17 protein-coding genes are annotated in these 17,203 nt (G+C 59.9%); 9 read left to right on the top strand and 8 right to left on the bottom strand.

Annotated features, from left to right (window positions below; genetic code table 11):
* Positions 1-10 precede the first annotated feature (10 nt).
* The 6 genes from Q3981_RS02780 to Q3981_RS02805 form a co-directional block, all read right to left on the bottom strand.
* Positions 11-604, bottom strand: coding sequence for an MptD family putative ECF transporter S component (locus Q3981_RS02780; protein ID WP_303123673.1), 594 nt, complete (start codon positions 602-604; stop codon positions 11-13).
* Positions 601-2,007 (bottom strand): ABC transporter ATP-binding protein, encoded by a 1,407-nt coding sequence (locus tag Q3981_RS02785; protein ID WP_303123675.1) that lies wholly within the window; start codon positions 2,005-2,007, stop codon positions 601-603. Before Q3981_RS02785 ends, Q3981_RS02780 begins: the two co-directional genes overlap by 4 nt.
* A complete protein-coding gene (locus Q3981_RS02790; protein ID WP_303123677.1) occupies positions 2,004-2,714 on the bottom strand; it encodes an energy-coupling factor transporter transmembrane component T in 711 nt (236 codons plus the stop codon). The genes Q3981_RS02785 and Q3981_RS02790 overlap by 4 nt, the downstream gene beginning before the upstream one ends.
* Positions 2,715-2,859: 145 nt before the next feature.
* Positions 2,860-3,516 carry a nucleoside triphosphate pyrophosphatase gene (locus Q3981_RS02795; protein WP_303123679.1) on the bottom strand — a complete coding sequence of 219 codons (657 nt, stop codon included), beginning with the start codon at positions 3,514-3,516 and terminating at the stop codon, positions 2,860-2,862.
* Between the two features lie 39 nt (positions 3,517-3,555).
* Positions 3,556-3,843, bottom strand: coding sequence for an acyl-CoA carboxylase subunit epsilon (locus Q3981_RS02800; RefSeq protein ID WP_303123681.1), 288 nt, complete (start codon positions 3,841-3,843; stop codon positions 3,556-3,558).
* 118 nt (positions 3,844-3,961) lie between these two features.
* Positions 3,962-5,590, bottom strand: a complete 1,629-nt coding sequence (locus Q3981_RS02805) for an acyl-CoA carboxylase subunit beta (RefSeq protein WP_221926106.1) — start codon at positions 5,588-5,590, stop codon at positions 3,962-3,964.
* A gap of 196 nt (positions 5,591-5,786) precedes the next feature.
* Between Q3981_RS02805 and Q3981_RS02810 the strand changes: the two genes are divergently transcribed.
* From Q3981_RS02810 to Q3981_RS02835, 6 genes are all read left to right on the top strand, one after another.
* Entirely contained in the window at positions 5,787-6,938 is a 1,152-nt protein-coding gene (locus Q3981_RS02810; protein ID WP_303123686.1) for a biotin--[acetyl-CoA-carboxylase] ligase, read from the top strand.
* A gap of 140 nt (positions 6,939-7,078) precedes the next feature.
* Entirely contained in the window at positions 7,079-7,699 is a 621-nt protein-coding gene (locus tag Q3981_RS02815; RefSeq protein WP_303123687.1) for a hypothetical protein, read from the top strand.
* Positions 7,700-7,719: 20 nt separating this feature from the next.
* A complete protein-coding gene (locus Q3981_RS02820; RefSeq protein WP_303123689.1) occupies positions 7,720-9,027 on the top strand; it encodes a 5-(carboxyamino)imidazole ribonucleotide synthase in 1,308 nt (435 codons plus the stop codon).
* A 48-nt stretch (positions 9,028-9,075) separates the two neighbouring features.
* Entirely contained in the window at positions 9,076-9,648 is a 573-nt protein-coding gene (purE, locus tag Q3981_RS02825; RefSeq protein ID WP_303123691.1) for a 5-(carboxyamino)imidazole ribonucleotide mutase, read from the top strand.
* 22 nt (positions 9,649-9,670) lie between these two features.
* Entirely contained in the window at positions 9,671-10,660 is a 990-nt protein-coding gene (locus Q3981_RS02830) for a YdcF family protein (RefSeq protein WP_303123693.1), read from the top strand.
* A 136-nt stretch (positions 10,661-10,796) separates the two neighbouring features.
* Positions 10,797-11,372, top strand: coding sequence for a DoxX family protein (locus Q3981_RS02835; protein WP_012732139.1), 576 nt, complete (start codon positions 10,797-10,799; stop codon positions 11,370-11,372).
* 120 nt (positions 11,373-11,492) lie between these two features.
* Here the strand turns inward: Q3981_RS02835 and Q3981_RS02840 are convergent, their stop codons facing one another.
* Positions 11,493-12,398, bottom strand: coding sequence for a TIGR03089 family protein (locus Q3981_RS02840; RefSeq protein ID WP_303123698.1), 906 nt, complete (start codon positions 12,396-12,398; stop codon positions 11,493-11,495).
* A gap of 92 nt (positions 12,399-12,490) precedes the next feature.
* The gene (locus Q3981_RS02845) at positions 12,491-14,512 is read right to left on the bottom strand and encodes an LCP family protein (protein WP_303123700.1); all 2,022 of its coding nucleotides are present in this window, start codon (positions 14,510-14,512) and stop codon (positions 12,491-12,493) included.
* 230 nt (positions 14,513-14,742) lie between these two features.
* Between Q3981_RS02845 and rfbD the strand changes: the two genes are divergently transcribed.
* The 3 genes from rfbD to Q3981_RS02860 all read left to right on the top strand — a co-directional run.
* Positions 14,743-15,741 carry a dTDP-4-dehydrorhamnose reductase gene (rfbD, locus tag Q3981_RS02850; RefSeq protein WP_303123702.1) on the top strand — a complete coding sequence of 333 codons (999 nt, stop codon included), beginning with the start codon at positions 14,743-14,745 and terminating at the stop codon, positions 15,739-15,741.
* A gap of 40 nt (positions 15,742-15,781) precedes the next feature.
* Complete coding sequence (locus tag Q3981_RS02855; protein ID WP_303123704.1) at positions 15,782-16,738, top strand: glycosyltransferase family 2 protein; 957 nt, start codon at positions 15,782-15,784, stop codon at positions 16,736-16,738.
* A 211-nt stretch (positions 16,739-16,949) separates the two neighbouring features.
* Positions 16,950-17,203, top strand: a 254-nt coding sequence (locus Q3981_RS02860) for a sugar phosphate nucleotidyltransferase (protein ID WP_303123707.1), incomplete at its 3' end; no start/stop codon positions are given.

A 17,203-nucleotide genomic window follows, 5' to 3' on the forward strand; every position in this document is an offset into this window, starting at 1 on the left:
TGGTGACGGATTACCGCGCGAGGCCGGCTCGCTCGAAGTGCTTACGGCTCATGCGGACACCGAACCACCCTCCGATGATGCCGAGGATGACAACAGTGATTCCCCACCCGACGAGGACCGGCACAGAGAATAGTGCCTGCATATCGTTGGCGTAGGAATCGCCCATTTGTTCGCTGATCTGCTCGTAGTAGCTGTCACTGTTAAAGACCATGGGTAGCAGGGGAACAATCATCCAGATCTGCGTCACGGCATAGGCGACGATGAGATTAGTGGGGCGAACACGGGTGGCACGGCCGCCTTCTGTGGCGATGAGATCGGCAATAAACCAGATGACGAGGCCGGCCGGGATGATCCATATGGTGTGCCCCGGTGCCATGCCTAGGCCGATGATGAACCCGGTGAGTGTTAGCGCGCCTAACTTGGGCACTCGGGACACCAGCAGAGCGATGATGACCCCGCCGCCGATAATTCCTACCGCCCACCCGACGAACATGAACGCTGGCCCAATAAAACCGACCATTCCGCAGATGTAGAAGAAGACGAAGTCAATGACGGCAAAGATAGCGATGTTGATGAGATCGCGTGTGGAGAGCGAAATCTTCATGAGCATCCTTCCAGGTGTAATTCGTGATCTGCGCAGAGGCTGATCAGTTCTGAGTCGTGGGTAATGACGATGACCACTCGCCCGTCGATCGCGAGCTGCCGGAGCAGCGAGGCGATTCCGCGTAGGTGGTGGGCGTCGACGCCCGACGTGGGTTCGTCGAAAATGACAATTCTTTTGTCGGCGGCGATGGCTGTGGCGATTGCTAATCGTTGGGCCTGGCCGCCCGATAAGGACAGGGGGTGGCGGTCAGCGACGTCGGTGAGGCCTAGTTCCTTGAGCAGGTGATCCGTGTCGGTGTCGGCGGAGCAGCCGAGGATGATTTCCCCGGTCACGGTGTCGCTGAATAATTGACGCCGAACGTCTTGCAAGACGAAGGCACAGTGTTGTTTCCTACGACGACGGGACAGCGGACGGCCCTCGTATTCGAATGACCCCTGCGCCTTGTTGAAGCCACAGATGGCGCGGGCCAGCGTGGATTTTCCGACTCCGTTGTGCCCGGTGATGGCCGTTATTTTCCCCGATGGGAAGGTCAGCAGCGGATAGGACAACACCGGGTGGTCCCGTGTGTAGGAAAACTGGAGATTCCGCAGAACTAATCCACTGTCCGACGGAGGAGGCGGAGGAGGAACGTGGGCGTCGGTAAAAGATAGTGCCCGCAGCCCCCGTTTTGTGCGTTCCTCGCGGTCGAGGGAGAACAGCTCGGCGCCTGTCATGTGTTCGACGACGCGGCCATGGTCCATGCGGTAGACGTCGTCGACAAGATCGCGGAACAGGTGGAGGCGATGCTCGGCAATGACGAGCGTCTTCCCGGCGCGTTTGAGGTTGGTGATTATTTCGCGGAAATCTGCGATGGCCTCGGGTGAGAGGTTCGAGGTGGGTTCGTCGAAAAAGTACAGATCAACCCCGGCGACCAGGGCACATGCGCACGCGACGCGTTGCAGTTCGCCGCCGGAGAGCGAGTCGATGCGCCGGCCGAGGAACTGTGTGATGTGGGTGTATCGGGCGGCTTCGTCGATTTTTTCCTCAATCACCTCGGGCGATACGCGATAGTTCTCGAGGCAAAATGCAAGCTCGGTGCTCACGTGAGAAGTGAAGAACTGTGTGCGGGGGTTCTGGAAAATAGATGACGAGTAGCGCCCGATGTCATGGAGCTGAGTTGTGCCGACGTTGCACCCGGCGAAGACGTCACCATCGAGGTCCCCGCCATAGAAGTGCGGAACCAAGCCATTCATCGTTCGGAGGAGAGTGGACTTCCCGCAACCGGACGCGCCGACGATGAGCGTCACTGACCCCGGCGCAAGGTTCAGAGTGATATCCGATAGACCATAGGCAGGAGAAAGGTCAGAGGGGTACCGGTAGCTGATGTTGCTCAGCGTGATTGGGGCTCCTGTGGAGGTCGTCATGCCATCAGCCCCCATCCGTGTGCGATTTCGTAACCTCGGAAAGCCATCACCACGCCCAGCGCTATGAGTATGCAGAGGTCAGCGGAGGAAAACCGGAGGTGGCTAATCGTCGTTCGCGGGCCCGATCCGAGCCCCTTGATGATGGATGCTGCAGAGAGCTCGTCGGCTAGACGGGCACCTGCCGCAAGCAAGGGGATGATGACGTATTCGACGGTGCGAAGAGGGCCTATTGTGTTGAGCTTTCGCAGTGCTAAGGCCTGACGGATTGCCTGGATTTCGGCGACGGCCATGGGGAAGAACCGGACGATGACCATGATGGGGACGAATAACGCACGTGGCGCGTGCATGCGGGTGAGGACTGCGCCGATCTCGTCGATTCGGATGGAGTACGCGGCGGCAACTGTTGCACCGACGATTCCCGCGAATCGGAACATCCAGTACGCGATGAAGGTGAGGAACACCGACACTGGTGAGTGCCATAGGTGGGGAAGGATGTAAAAGCAGCCAGCCCAGCCGACGACGAAAAGTACCCAACCGACAGAGAAGGCGAGTGGAGTGGTGACAGCGAGAAATACTCCGATGATGATGAGGGTGAGGGCGATGAGCGGTAACGATGAGCTACCCATCACGACGAGGTTGCAGACAATCACGAAGAGCGCAAGGGTTCGTGGATCCGCATGTATGCCTCTGCGTGATTGCGTCCACATGTGTTAGCCCTAACTACATTATGAAAAATTAAAGCAATTAATAAATATAGGGCAGGTAGGCTGGGGTGTCAATAAGGTTTTATTTGATGTTTCTCACCCGACGCGACGACGTAACCGCCGGGTGTGATGCACAGTGACGGTGGGCTTAATTCGCGTGCTCAGAGCGGTTCCAGAACTCAGAAACCTCGTAACCGAAGCTGTATAGAGCCTCCCGCACAAGGGGGAGCGAGAGGCCGATGACGGACGACGGATCCCCTTCGATGCGGTCGATGAACCATCCACCTATAGCTTCAAGTGTGAACGCTCCAGCGCAATTCAAGGGCTCCCCGGAATTCGCGTACGCGCGGATATCGGCGTCGGAAGCCTGCGCATAATGCACTGTGGTGGATACGGGGCGGAGGAAGGTGTCCTCATCGGTCGCCGTGGTGTCCAGGTTGATGATGCAGTGCCCGGTAATGAGTCGCGCGGTTTTCCCGCGCTGGTTAGTCCAGCGGCGGATAGTTTCCTCGACGGTGTGGGGTTTGCCCTGAAGCTCACCATCGAGATAGAGCATCGAATCCGCACCAATAACCACCCGTGGCGTGGGGTTTTCGCCTCCGGGGTGGACCGATGTGAGGTGCCGCGACGCAATGGCCGTGGCTTTCGCGTGGGCGAGAGCGCAGACCTGGTCCTCAGGGGATTTGTCGCGCACAGTGCGCAAAATGGCGTCCTCGTCGACCTCAGGCGGTTCGATGGCTGGCTCGACGCCAGCAGAGCGGAGGACGGATAACCGCGAGGGGGAGGAGGACGCCAGAATGATCATGGTCCCATTAAAACACGCGGAACCATGAGATCAGCGGGCTTAGTAGAACCTCAGGTTGGGGAAGTTCCCGGCGTTCGACGTATGCGTGTTCGTGAACTTCTCGTCGAAGCGTCCCCAGTTGTTCGGTGTCTCGGGTTCGCCATCGTCGCCCGCATTAGCTGACATACCTGCAATTAACGCCGTCAGGGCTGCCACTTGTGGCGCGGTGGGATTTCCCTTGATCACTTTGAGGAACACAGGCTTCTTCTCGGTCGCTGTTCCGTCACCGGGTGCGCCTGTGTCGCCAGCGCCGGCTGTGGTGTCGTCCGCGTGTGAGCCGTCAGACATGTAAACTCCATTTCTCGCTGTTGCTCCCGTGGGGGGCCGTCGTCGTTAATAGTCGTTGTTAATAACGGTTACTAACGACGGAGGGGCGGGGAAGGTGGTTGCCCCTCGGCCACGTTGGTTACAGCGGAATGTTTCCGTGCTTCTTTGCTGGGACGTTTTCCACCTTGCGGTCCAGGAGGCGCAAGCCCTCGATGATCTGGCCGCGAGTTTCGCTCGGCGGAATAACGGCGTCGACGAACCCGCGCTCGGCCGCAACATAGGGGTTGACCAGGGTGTCTTCGTACTCCTGCTCATAGGACTTCTGCAGAGCAGCAACGTCCTTGCCTTCTTTAGCCGCTTTCTTCAGTTCCTTGCGGTAGACGAATCCGACGGCACCGGCAGCGCCCATCACGGCAATCTGGGCGGTAGGCCATGCAAGCGAAATATCCGCGCCCATGTCCTTGGACCCCATGACGCAGTACGCTCCGCCGTAGCCCTTACGCGTGATCACCGTGATCTTCGGGACGGTGGCCTCGGCGTAGGCGTACAGCAACTTAGCGCCACGACGGATAATGCCGTCGAACTCCTGGTTCGTGCCGGGCAGGAACCCTGGAACGTCGACAAGCTCAATGATCGGAATGTTGAACGCGTCGCAGGTACGAACAAATCGCGCGGCCTTCTCAGAGGCCTTAATGTCCAAACACCCCGCGTATTGCATGGGCTGATTGGCGACGAAACCGACGGCGCGTCCCTCGACCCGGCCGAAACCGATGATGACGTTTTCGGCGTAGCCTTCCTGGATCTCCAGGAACTCCTCATCGTCGGAGATGTGGGTGATGACATCTTTCATGTCATACGGCTGGTTGGGGGAGTCCGGAATGATCGTGTCCAGTTCGCGGTCCGCGTCGGTGATGTTGTCCTCGATGGAGCCCTCGAATGGATCAGCGGGGACTCGCGGCGTTTCGGCCCGGTTATTCTGCGGCAGATAGCTGATGAGTTCCTGCACGAAGTCCAGGGCGTCTTCGTCGTTCTCCGCGGTGTAGTGGGATGTACCCGAGGAACTCATGTGGGTGGACGCACCACCGAGTTCCTCCTGGGTGATTTCCTCGCCGGTCACGGTCTTGATGACGTCCGGGCCGGTAATGAACATCTTGGAGGTCTTATCCACCATGATGATGAAGTCCGTCAGCGCTGGCGAGTACACGTGACCACCTGCGCACGCACCCATAATCAGGGAGATCTGCGGGATAACGCCCGATGCGCGGGTGTTGCGGAAGAAGATCTTCGAGTATAGGCCCAGGGATACGACACCCTCTTGGATACGGGCACCAGCACCTTCATTGATGCCGATCAGCGGCACCCCGGTCTTAATGGCCAAGTCCATGATCTTGACGATTTTTTCGCCGTACACTTCGCCGAGCGCACCACCGAAGATGGCGACGTCTTGCGAGAACACGCAGACCTTGCGGCCATCGATCGTTCCGTAGCCCGTGACAACACCGTCGGTGAGAGGGCGTTTAGCGTCGAGCCCGAAGTTCGTGGACCGGTGTCTGGCCAGGGAATCAACTTCGACGAAGGAACCGTCGTCAAGGAGATATTCGATGCGCTCGCGGGCGGAAAGCTTGCCCCGGTCGTGAATCTTGTCGATGGACGCTTGGCCCATAGGCATCTGGGTCTCTGCGAGACGCGACCGTAGATCGGCCAACTTGCCGGCGGTGGTGTGGATGTCTTGTGCGGTTGTATCCGCGGTGAGTGTGGCGGCTGTCATGTGGTTAAGTCTAGGCCCAAATACCAACAGGAACAGACTGAAACGTCTGCAATTCCCCCGGATGAGCCCCCCATAAAGAGGGAAAGTGGCGGAAAGAGGCATGTGGTGCCGGTGTGCGCTCTTTGTGGTTGCTGGGCGACCTCACTGCGTCATCAATACTTACGGTTCTCAATCCTTATGGTGAAGAATAAGAAACATGACTCACGACGATAAGCACAGGAATAACGACGACACAGGCGACGACCGACGGGACGCGCAGAACGCAGGCGGTGATCCGTCGGCGAAGGGCGCACAAGTTCCGCCCGGTAAGTGGTCCGACGGAGGTGATCCTTCTGCCAAGGGTGCACAGGTTCCGCCGGGGAAGTGGTCCGGCGAGGGGGATGCGTCTTCTAAGGGTGCGCAAGTGCCACCGGGTAAGTGGTCCGGTGCGGGTGACGCGTCGGCGAAAGGTGCGCAAGTGCCACCGGGTAAGTGGTCCGAGGGTTCGCAAGGAAGCTCCGGCGAGCAAGGCAACCGCACCGACACAACGTCGTCAAATGATAATGAAAGTGAAAATGCGGGGGTAAGGCCACCGTTAGATCACGAGCGTGTGGTGAAGGCTCTGCGTGAGCAGGGGTGGAACGATGTCGCGATTGTTGAGTCAACGGGATCGACCAACACGGATCTTCATGCGGCGGCCAGCACGCTGCCGGATCTCTCTGTTCTGATTGCTGAAGAACAGGTGTCCGGACGCGGCCGTTTGGGGCGAGCCTGGAGCGCGCCGCGGCACAGCCAGGTCACGTTGAGCGTGCTGCTCCGCCCGGAGGTGCCACCGACGAAACTCGGATTGCTCCCGCTTCTGACTGGGGTGGCAGTGGCCGATACGGTTCGTTCGTATGGCATTGATGCGCGCGTGAAGTGGCCGAACGACATTTTGGTGCGTGGGGACAAGATGTGCGGAATCCTCGCCGAAGCGGTCAGTATGTCTGACAATCCCACGGTCGTCGTCGGGTTCGGGCTCAATATTGATCTCACGAAAGCGGAACTGCCCATTGATAACGCGACATCGTTTGCCCTGGAAGGCAAGCATGTCGATCGGACGGAGGTCACCATCGCCGTCCTGGGCTCACTGCTTGAGAGGCAGCGGCAATGGCGGAATGCCGGAGGATCGGCATCGTCGTTTATCGACGATTACAAGTCGGTGTCCGCAACTTTGAACGAGTCGGTTAGCGCCGGTTTGCCCAATGGCGGAAAACTGACCGGCACGGCGGTGGATATTAGCGACGCGGGCGAATTGCTCATTCGCGATGCTCGGGGGCAAATTCACACTGTGGCGGCCGGCGATATCACGCACCTGCGCTACTCATGAGCCTGTGTCCACGAGGCTGTGTCCCGTCGCCCACTATGATGTTGCAGGAGATAACGCTGGGATACTGACGTTAATCATGTGACAATTGGTAAAACTGGTAGTTTTGTCGACGATCATGCTGAGAAGGGAGGTGCCTCACTGTGGCCATCCGAAGCCATGCGTACCGACCGACGGATGACCTCGATGAACGCGATGGCCGCAGAGGCTACGGAGGCTCCGACCTGTGGGGTCAGGACGACGGTGGCGAGCCCCTCGACGACGATTCGTTGGAACCACTCCCACCCTTCAACGGCGGTTTCCCCGAATATCGCATCGCGGACGACGAAAGAGTTCTCGTTGACGTCCATTCCAAACGGGGCACACTCGTCTTCCCTGTCCTGGAGACCATCCTCATCAGCGGAATCATGTGGGGAATCATCGGCATGATCGATGGCGCCGCCGGCCCCTTCGTCGATGGTGGCTTCGGCGGACTGCGCCAATTCCTTCTCATAGTGTGGGTCGTCGCCATGGCCTGGTTCTTCGCCCGCCCGGTGATGAAGTGGTGGCGCAATCGCCTCGTCGTCACGAACTATCGCGTCGTCGCTAGGTTCGCTAAAGACGATATTGTCGACATCCCATTAGACCAGGTCACCGGGCTGCATCGTCGTCGATCAACCCTTATTTTCGACGTCTACCGCATGCCCCCCTTGATGGTCCCGAATGTTGCCAAAGTACGCAGAGTAAAACGCGTGACCACCAGACGCCTGCGCCACCGCTGGTAGCGGCCCCTATACTTAACCGGGTGAGTGCTAGATCGGAAGATACCGTAGACAAGGCAGATCAAGATAAGGCAGATCGGGTCGCGTCGGACTCGCATATCGAAGGCCAGCCCACGATCGCTGTCGTCGGCGACGGGCAATTGGCCCGCATGATGCAGCCTGCCGCGGCGGAATTGGGGCAGTCCTTGCGATTGCTCGCCTCAGATACCTCCGCGTCCGCTGCCCAGATCATTCCCGACGTGGTCATTGGTGATTACACGAATCTCGACGACCTGCATCGCGTGGCATCGGGGGCGACCGCTGTCACTTTCGATCATGAGCACGTGCCCCCGGAGCATTTGCGAACACTGCAAGCCGAAGGGGTGAATGTGGAGCCCGGCCCCGACGCGCTGCTTTACGCCCAGGACAAGCTGGCCCAGCGTAAGAAGCTTCGCGAGATGGGCCTACCCGTGCCTCCCTTCATGGCGATGGAGTCGGTCGACGACGCGCGCCAGTTTTGGCACGTCATGGACGGGGACGTATGCATCAAAGCGTGCCGTGGCGGCTACGACGGACATGGCGTCTGGTTCCCCGAATCCGAAGACGAATGCGCGGACCTCGTCGCTACTCTCATTGACGACGGCACCCCCGCGATGGCCGAGCGCAAAGTCCACCTGGTCCGCGAACTCTCCGCGATGATTGCGCGCACGCCATCGGGCGAGACCGCGCTGTGGCCCGTCGTCGAATCGGTGCAAAAAGACGGAATTTGCTGGCTTGCTATTGCTCCCGCGCCGGGACTGGAGCCTTCTCTTCGCGACGAAGCTCAGCGGATTGCGACGCGCATTGCGACGGAACTCGGCGTGACCGGCGTGATGGCCGTCGAGCTTTTCGAGACGACGGATGTGGACGGCGATCCGGCTGTGGTGGTTAACGAGCTGGCGATGCGACCGCACAACACCGGCCACTGGACGCAAGATGGGTGCGTGACCAGCCAGTTCGAGCAGCATGTGCGGGCGGTGGCGGATATGCCGCTCGGTAGCACCGCGATGACTGCTGACTGCACGGTGATGGCCAATGTGCTGGGTGGGGATGAAGATCCCGATATGGCCTGGTCAGAGCGCATGGTTCATGTGTGGGAACGGTTCCCGGAGGCAAAAATCCACTTCTATGGCAAGGGGTTCCGGCCCGGGCGGAAGATAGGGCATGTGAACATCTCGGCGTCGTTGGTGGCGGATTCTGCTAACGCCTCCGACGAACAGTCGAATGCTGTGTCTCCCGATGCTGTGCGGAAGAAGGCCCAGGAAGCTGCCTATTTCTTGGTTCACGGGCGCTGGCCGGAGGCTGCCGAGTAGGTTCGGCAACGACGCAATAAAAGTTCCGGGCAAGAGAGGACAATTGACATGACTGACAACAGTGGACAGACGGATTCGGCGAACGCCGGGCAGACCAGCACTGATTCGCAGCCCAACGGTCCCAAGGTGGGCCTCATCATGGGGTCGGACTCAGACTGGCCAACAATGAAGCCGGCCGCCGATATTCTTCAGGAGTTCGGGGTTCCCTTCGAGGTCGGCGTGGTCTCCGCGCACCGAACCCCTCAGCGCATGCTTGATTACGCACGTCAGGCCCACAAGCGTGGCATTTCGTGCATCATCGCGGGCGCCGGCGGGGCAGCCCACTTGCCCGGCATGGTGGCGGCAGCGACGCCGCTGCCGGTCATCGGCGTTCCCCGTCCGCTGGACAATTTGGAAGGCATTGATTCCCTCCTCTCCATCGTCCAGATGCCCAGCGGCGTTCCCGTCGCCACGGTCAGCGTCGGTGGCGCTAAAAATGCGGGCCTCCTGGCCGTGCGGATTCTGTCGGCAGGGGATCCGTCGTTAATCACGAAAATGGTGAAGTACCAGGAAGACATGGAGACCAGTGTCCTGAAGAAGGACCTTGCGCTCCGCCAGAAGCTCATGTCTGACGTCGAGTGAGCTGCCAGAAAGTAAGCTGCCAGTGAAGAAGACCGCGCGCACTCCTGCAGCCGCTGTTGCACTGACCGGAGCTGGGTTGATCGGTTGGTCACTTTCTTTTCTTATCGACGCGGGAACGTGGCGTTTACTTCCCGCGGGGCTCGCCGTGACCGGCGCAGTGGGGGCGTGGACAGCGCGGAAGATGGGCCGAGCCCTTCGCACGCCCGACGGCCGAGGGCCTATCCACCTGGCTGCGGTGACGGCGACAGCGTGGTGGACGTCTACCGTCATCCCGGCCGCATGGATTGCGTTGATGCCGAGTGGTGTGCAGCCATTCGTCAGGGTTGTCGCCGGCGGGTACTCGCTGGCGTTCGTTGCGCTGGGCGCTGGCTTCGTGTGTTTTGTGCGTGCCGTGCGGCGTCATCGCTCAACGCCTTGGTCGCATCGTTCGGGCCAGTATGACAGTCCTGTCCAGATCCGGGGAGGCGTTCCGGAAGGGATCATCGTCTGCGGCGCTGGGCTGATCCAAGGTCGGGTGTCCCGCGTCTTGGCGTATCGCGTCGACAAGGGAATAGAAGTCTGGCGTGACACAGAGCGCGCACATCCGTCGGAAAGCGGCCGCGACGAGAGGCTCGAACACGAACCAGTGTTGGTTCTCTGCGGCGGTCGGGGAAACGACGAGCCGCGCCCCGAGGCGGAAGCGATGGCGGAGTACGCGCGCGAACAAGGCATGCAGCCGCAACACATTGTGGTTGAAGACACCTCGACGACGACGGAGGAAAACCTCCGGCATGCTCACGCGATTATGACGCAGCGGTTGGGGAGGGAACCGCAATCGCTCGTGGTGGTGAGTACGGATTTCCACTGCATACGCATTGACATGATCGTGGAGCGGTTGCGTCGCGCCGGGCTCTTTCGTGAGTGCGACGTTGAGGTTGTGGGGGCGACGAATCCCCGCAGCGTGCAGAACCATAGCTTGCTGAGGGAATATGCCGCGGTAGGAATGCACTACGCGAAAAATTTGTTCCGTTAATAGTGTGGGACGTTCGCAACGAAAACCTCACTACAGGCGCGTGGATGGTGATTAATGTCCTGAATGCGCCTACAATCGACAACTGACCTTCACCAGAATCATTACTGAACCAATCCGACTCATGAGGTGAACATTTATGTCTAAGCTTCTGCGTTTCATTGGCCGCGCGGCCATCGCCCCTGTTTTTATCGTCGGCGGAAAGAACGCCTTGGACAACTCCGAGCAGCTGTCCGGTGTTGTTGAGCAGGCCGCTGACAAGCTGGGAATTAAGGAACTCCCGGTTTCCTCCAACCTTCTTGTTCAAGCAAACGGTGTATCGATGATGGGCCTGGGAACCGCTTTGGGCCTCGGCATTTTCCCGCGCCTTGCAGCACTTGGCTTGGTGGGTTCCCTCGTGCCGACGACTTACGCCGGCCACCGCTTCTGGGAGGAAAGTGAACCTGAGAAGAAGAACACTCAGGCCCTGAGCTTCGCGCTGAACACCGCTATCGTCGGTGGTTTGCTGAACATCGCTGCTGCTCCGCGCACGAAGCACAAGGAAGTTTCGAAGAAGGAATCCCGTCGCGCACGCAAGGCAGAGAAGAAGGCTGCACGTGCAGAGCGTAAGGCCAAGATTGAATCAGCCAAGAGCAGTGGCTTGCAGAAAGTTGGCCGCACCGGTGGGAAGCTGGCTTTCCTGACCAAGTGCCACTCGAAGTGCCACTCCAAGTAAATTCTGCTTGGTAGTTTTTAGATGAAGCGGGTGCCGACGAGGCATCCGCTTTTGTCGTGCAGTGATGAGGGCGCCGGTGCTTGGGCTGGAAGGTGCGCCAGATAGTGCCCTTATTGCGCGTTATTGCGGGTAATCGCTGATAGCGGCTTTTTCTGTCTCCGCAATATCGCGGTACCGGCCGTCATTCCGGTTGGTTTCATCGGAATAAATGACGAGCGAGCCATTATTTGCCCAGGTTCCAATGGCGACGATTAAGAAGTCACGGATGCTTGGCCAGGCGCCCAGAAGCGCACGGTGTGGCTGAGGTGTGTTCTCACTGGCGTCCGCCACCGCATCATTGTCGTGGAGTTGCGCCTCGTACCACCGCTGACCAGCCTCATAGAGTTCGCCGACTGTCAGCGATCCGTTGTGGTCGCGGAGAACGATGTGGTCGGGATCGTCCGCTGCCGAGTCGTCGCCCATAAAAGCGTCGGGGCACAGTCGGGCCTCGCCAAAGAGATCCACCGGCTCTTCGACGTCGAGTTCGTCCAGGTCAACCCCAGTGTCTTCGACTGACCGTCCGAAGGGGTCGTCGGTGCAGAGATAAACCGGCGCGTCAGAATATGCCGTTACGTTATCGGTATAGCGCGAGAATGGGTTGCCGGTTCGCGCGCCGGCATCTCCTGAAGCCTCCGCGCCATCTGTGCCCTCGCCCGAGGGCGCAAGAAGAGATTCAACAAACGCAACAAGGCCACCGGTCTCCGCATCGGCAGCGGTCTCGTCGTCGATAAGTGTGATGCCAGCTCGAACTGCCCCGAGGATGACCGCGGCGGTCTGCCACCGGGCCGGCATAGCCACGGCCACCGAGTCGCCGGGCTCCATCATGGCTTCGTCGAGGAAATAATTCCCGAGCTTGGACGCCCAATTGTCCAGGGTGATGGTGCTGAACTCCATGCGGGACGATTTCCGTGGGTCGGGGGAATCCACGTAGACAGTCAGGCGGGGCGCACTGGGGTCGTGCTTCAGCGCAGCTCTCAGCAGGTCCATCGGTGCTCCATTTCTAGGGTTGCGTCGTTATTGGGTTGCGTGCCGTTTGCGGGGTGGAGGCGGGTTGCCCTAGCCCCGCCGGCACACACCCGCTAATTCACGCACTTGGGGCTGTCACCAGCGTCAAACTTCGGCGATTCGCCAGGCTGAGTATTGGTCTCACCCTTCTCACCAGGTCCGGCATCGCCGGCACTCCCAGCCCCAGCGTTCGCCTCCGCGTTGTTGCCGTCGTCGGACTCTTCTCCATCAAGGTATTTCTGCAGAGAATCCTCGGTCTTTCCCGGCCCGTTGTAGTCGTTAGTCAGGTACACGTTGATCTCGTTATCCGAGAGCGACGAGTCCTGCTCCACCTTGAGATGCAGCTTCTGAGCCAGGAACTTCGCGGGGTGCGAATCCGGATCAGCAGCCTTCACGACGCTGGTCTGCGAGCTGCCCTCGGTGTCATTCGCCGTGGTTCCTTCCGCGTAGCCCTCGCTGGTCGCGATCTTCGAGACCCGGCTGGCCAGGCCCGTGACGGATGAACCATTCGTCACCGTCACCGTGTATTGCGACGCCATGAAGTCCCGTTCGACCGGTTCTTCAGTTGAGCTCTCGGACGGTGATTCGCTCGAGTCCTTGTGCTTATCCTCGCTCTTCTTCGGCGGCTCCTCGCCAACGGTCTTCGCGACGAACGCCTTCACCTGGTCGGGATCAACGGTAACGATCGATTCGCCATTGTCGCCCGTTCCATCGAGGCTGGTCGTCGGAATGGTTTGGAATGACACATGTCCGCCGGCAACATCCTGCATCTGCGTCGCAAAGCTCATGACATCCCAGTCGTTATCCAACACCACCGACCGCTCAACAGCCTCGGAGAGTTTCGAGATTTTCGACGTACTCGTCAGCGTGCCGGTCGAGAGAATCTTGTGAGCCAACGACGCCATGAACGCCTGCTGCCGCGCGATGCGGTCAAGGTCGCCACGGGGAAGGCCGTGGCGCTGGCGGACGAAGGACAGGGCGTCCGCGCCATCAAGCGTTTGTACGCCCTTCTTGAAGTGCGCCCCGGAGAAGTCGTCGTCAACGTCGTTGTTCAGACAGACCTCCACTCCACCGACAGCATTGGTGAGCAGCACAAACCCAAGAAGTCCGATCTCGGCGTAGTGATCGACCGTGATACCCGTGAGGTTCGCCACGGCATCGATCAGGGCTGACCGCCCAGCTTCTGTGGACTCCTTATCTATGTCGTCCTTATCTTTCCCCTCCTCCTGGAGCTCCTTCTCCTTCTCAAACTTGGTTGATCCGAACACCGCGTTGATCTTCGTGTTCCCCAAGTCCTTTGTATGGACGTAGGAATCGCGGGGAATCGAGATTGCCGTTGCCGACGATCCATCATTGGGCACGCGGATCAGCACGATCGTGTCGGTATTCAGGGTTGCGACGTCATCCCCGGCGCGGAGCATTTTCGCCTCTTCCTCCGTGAGGGGGTTGCCCTTGGCATCGGTGCGTGAATCCGCGCCGACGAGGAGGATATCGGTGGCGCCGTCCTTCGCTTTGCCCTTTTCGCCCAGCTTGAGGTTCCCGGCGGAGGCCATCTCATTGCCCAACCCGCCGATTGCTTTATAGCCGACGGCGGGCAGTATGACGCAGACCAACGCCATGACCACTAGAAGAGATTTGACCGCCCGCGATCCGACCTGTTTGTGGCTGGGGCGTGCGTTCGGTGGTGCCTGAATGACGCGGGCTCCGGCGGCGCGATTCGCCGGGCGGTTTCTGTCGCGCGATGGGCGGGAGGATTCCGCGTAGGTGTTCCTGCGTCGGTACGCGTCGGTGGACCGATGGCGGTGGTTGCCGCGCTCGCGAGGGGTGCGGTCGCGCAGATTCTCGTGACCAGAGTGGTCATCAGGGGTGTGACGTGAGGCGGAATAGCGGGTAGATCCGTTGTAGCCGCGACGCCCGGCACCAGGCTGTTCGTTGGTGGCGTCGTTGGCCCCGGCTCCGGATGGCGACTCGTGGCGGTAGGAACCCCGCCGTGATGCGTCGCCGCTGCGTTCGTGCGACGAGCGTCCATGTGAGTCGTCACCGCGCCAGTAGTGCCCCTTCGGGCCCTGGCCTCGAGAATCGTCAGTCCTACCCATACAAAAAATTTCCTTTGGTCGATAGCTATGCCTACACATTAAGGCGGCATGACCGTGAAGCTTTTCGAGAATATACAGCTTACGCTGTAGTTTATGCGAGACGCGATAACCGTTTGGCATGTCGAACGTCATGACCGTTATGACGGAGCACACATGGGAGTAGATATGGGTGGCAAACGTCGGTGGTGCGACCCGGCCCCGTGTACACAGGCACAAGGAGAGTAAAGACCGTGAATATCCTCATCGCCGGAGGGCGAGGCCAACTAGGAACCGCGTTAGCAATGACTGCTCCGGCACCGGTACGGAGCGGGCGCATCTCATGTTTGGGGCGGGCGGAATTGGACATCACCCAGCAGGACGTTATTCATGACGTTCTGGATTCGGAACAACCCGACTTGATCATTAACGCCGCGGCCTACACCGCCGTGGACCCCGCCGAAGACCCTGCTCACCAGGACGCTGCGCGTGCCGTCAACACCGATGGTGCCGCGTATTTAGCTCAGGCGGCTGCCCAGGCAGAAATACCGTTTATTCACATCTCGACGGACTATGTCTACGGCCAGAGCGACGCCACAGAACCGGATGGGGGCGGCGAGCCAGCCAATCAGGCAGACGCGTCGGAGCCCTTCGTCGGCGGACACGCACCGCTCCGTGTGGACACCCCCACCCACCCGCAGTCGGTCTACGGCCGGACCAAGTTAGCCGGCGACCGCGCTGTTCAGGCAGCGTTTGAGAACACCGACGTGCCTTGCGTCATCGTCCGAACCGCGTGGGTTTATTCCGGCTCGGCCTTGCCTGACCACCACGATTTTGTCTCCACCATGATGCGCCTGGAGCAGCAGTCCCGCGACGACGATAGCCCTCAGGTTCGCGTCGTTAATGATCAGTGGGGAAGTCCCACCAACGTGTTTGACCTTGCCCGTGGCCTGTGGGAGCTTTCGGGTGCGTCGTCGGCAACGATCAACTTTCCCGCGATCCTTGCCCCCGGGAGCGTCGTGCATTGCACGGGTGCGGGTGCGTGCACCTGGTGGGATGTGGCGCGTCGAGTATTCGCAGAGGTCGGGGCAGATCCGGATCGCGTTATCCCGATTTCGAGTGAGGATTACCCGACGGCGGCGGCGCGTCCTCATTGGTCTGTTCTCGATAATTCGTCGTGGCTCGCGCTGGGGCTGACACCGTTGCCCGCCTGGGAGGATGGTGTCCATCGCGCTGTCACCGGTGTGTGCTGATTCACCGCGGGATCGAGTACGGTGCGGGATCGAGTACAGTATGGAACCTGTGAGCGATAAACAGGCAGAGTCACCAGCAGAACACCAGCTCAAGGGGGATCGGGCTCCGCTAGCCATCGTGACCGTGACCTATTCGCCAGGGGATCACCTCCGCCGTTTCCTCGATTCTCTTGCCGACGCGACCAGCCGGGAATTCGTCGTCGTGATGGCTGATAATGGATCGACCGACGGCGCTCCGGAAGCAGCTGTGGCGCCCAATGTGGAGCTGCTCCGCACGGGCGGAAATGTGGGGTACGGAACCGCGGTGAACATTGCGGCTCGTCTGTTGGCCCGACGGCGGGGCCACGAGAACGCGGTGGATAGCGAGTTCTTTGTGATTGTGAACCCCGATGTGGAGTTTTCGCCGGGGTCGATTGACCGCATGATTGAGGCTGCGCATCGCCACCCACGGGCCGGAGCAGTGGGGCCGAAGATTGTGGAACCCGACGGCAGTGTGTATCCGTCCGCGCGGGAAGTGCCGGAAGTTATTAGCGGTATCGGACACGCGCTACTGGGTCCGATCTGGAAGAATAATCCCTGGTCAAAGAAGTATCGACGTGGCACTGACCTTGATCGTGAACGCGAAGCCGGATGGGTGTCTGGTTCCTGCTTGCTCGTGCGGTGGGATGCGTTTGAATCCATCGGCGGGTTCGACGAGCGGTACTTCATGTATATGGAAGATGTTGACCTGGGCGATCGCATGACGCACGCGGGGTGGCAAAACATCTTCACTCCCGAGGCGACGGTGACTCACGCGCAGGGCCACTCCGCGAATAAGCACAAATCAACGATGCTTCCAGCCCATCATGACAGCGCCTATCGGTTCCAGGCGGATCGGCACCCTGGGCTCCGGTGGTTGCCGTTGCGCGTTGCGCTGTGGTGCGGGTTGAAAGCGCGAACGGGGATTTCTGTCGCCTTGGCTGGGCTGGATAGTCATACCAAAGGACATCAGAGCTAAAGCTTCATAAATGAGCGGGGGACTCGACGGAAGTGCGGGGCACGTCGTCGCCCCTAGGCGCGGGAGCACAGTTTTGTCCTAGGGGAGTGGTAGTTTAATCGCGAATCGTTGTACGCACGCGCGTCGGCCACTTTTCGCGCGTCCATTGATAGCGGTGACACAGGCCGTTGACCCGGCTTGGAGTCACGCACGTCTAGAAAGGCATGAAAAAATGGTCGTTGATTTCAGGGGTGCCCAAGGATGGGCACAGGATTCTGCAGATCAACAGCAGCTAGAAGTCGGTGCGCATCTCGCAGAGAACACGGATGCCGTCATTCTTGTGGGGGGTAAAGGGACGCGCCTGCGTCCTCTGACGAACTCTGTACCGAAGCCAATGATGCCGACGGCGGGGGTGCCTTTCCTTCAGCATCTGCTGGGCCGGATCAAAGCGGCCGGGATGACCCACGTCGTGCTGGGAACGTCGTT

The sequence above is a fragment of the Corynebacterium sp. genome, from assembly GCF_030530965.1.
Lineage (GTDB): Bacteria > Actinomycetota > Actinomycetes > Mycobacteriales > Mycobacteriaceae > Corynebacterium.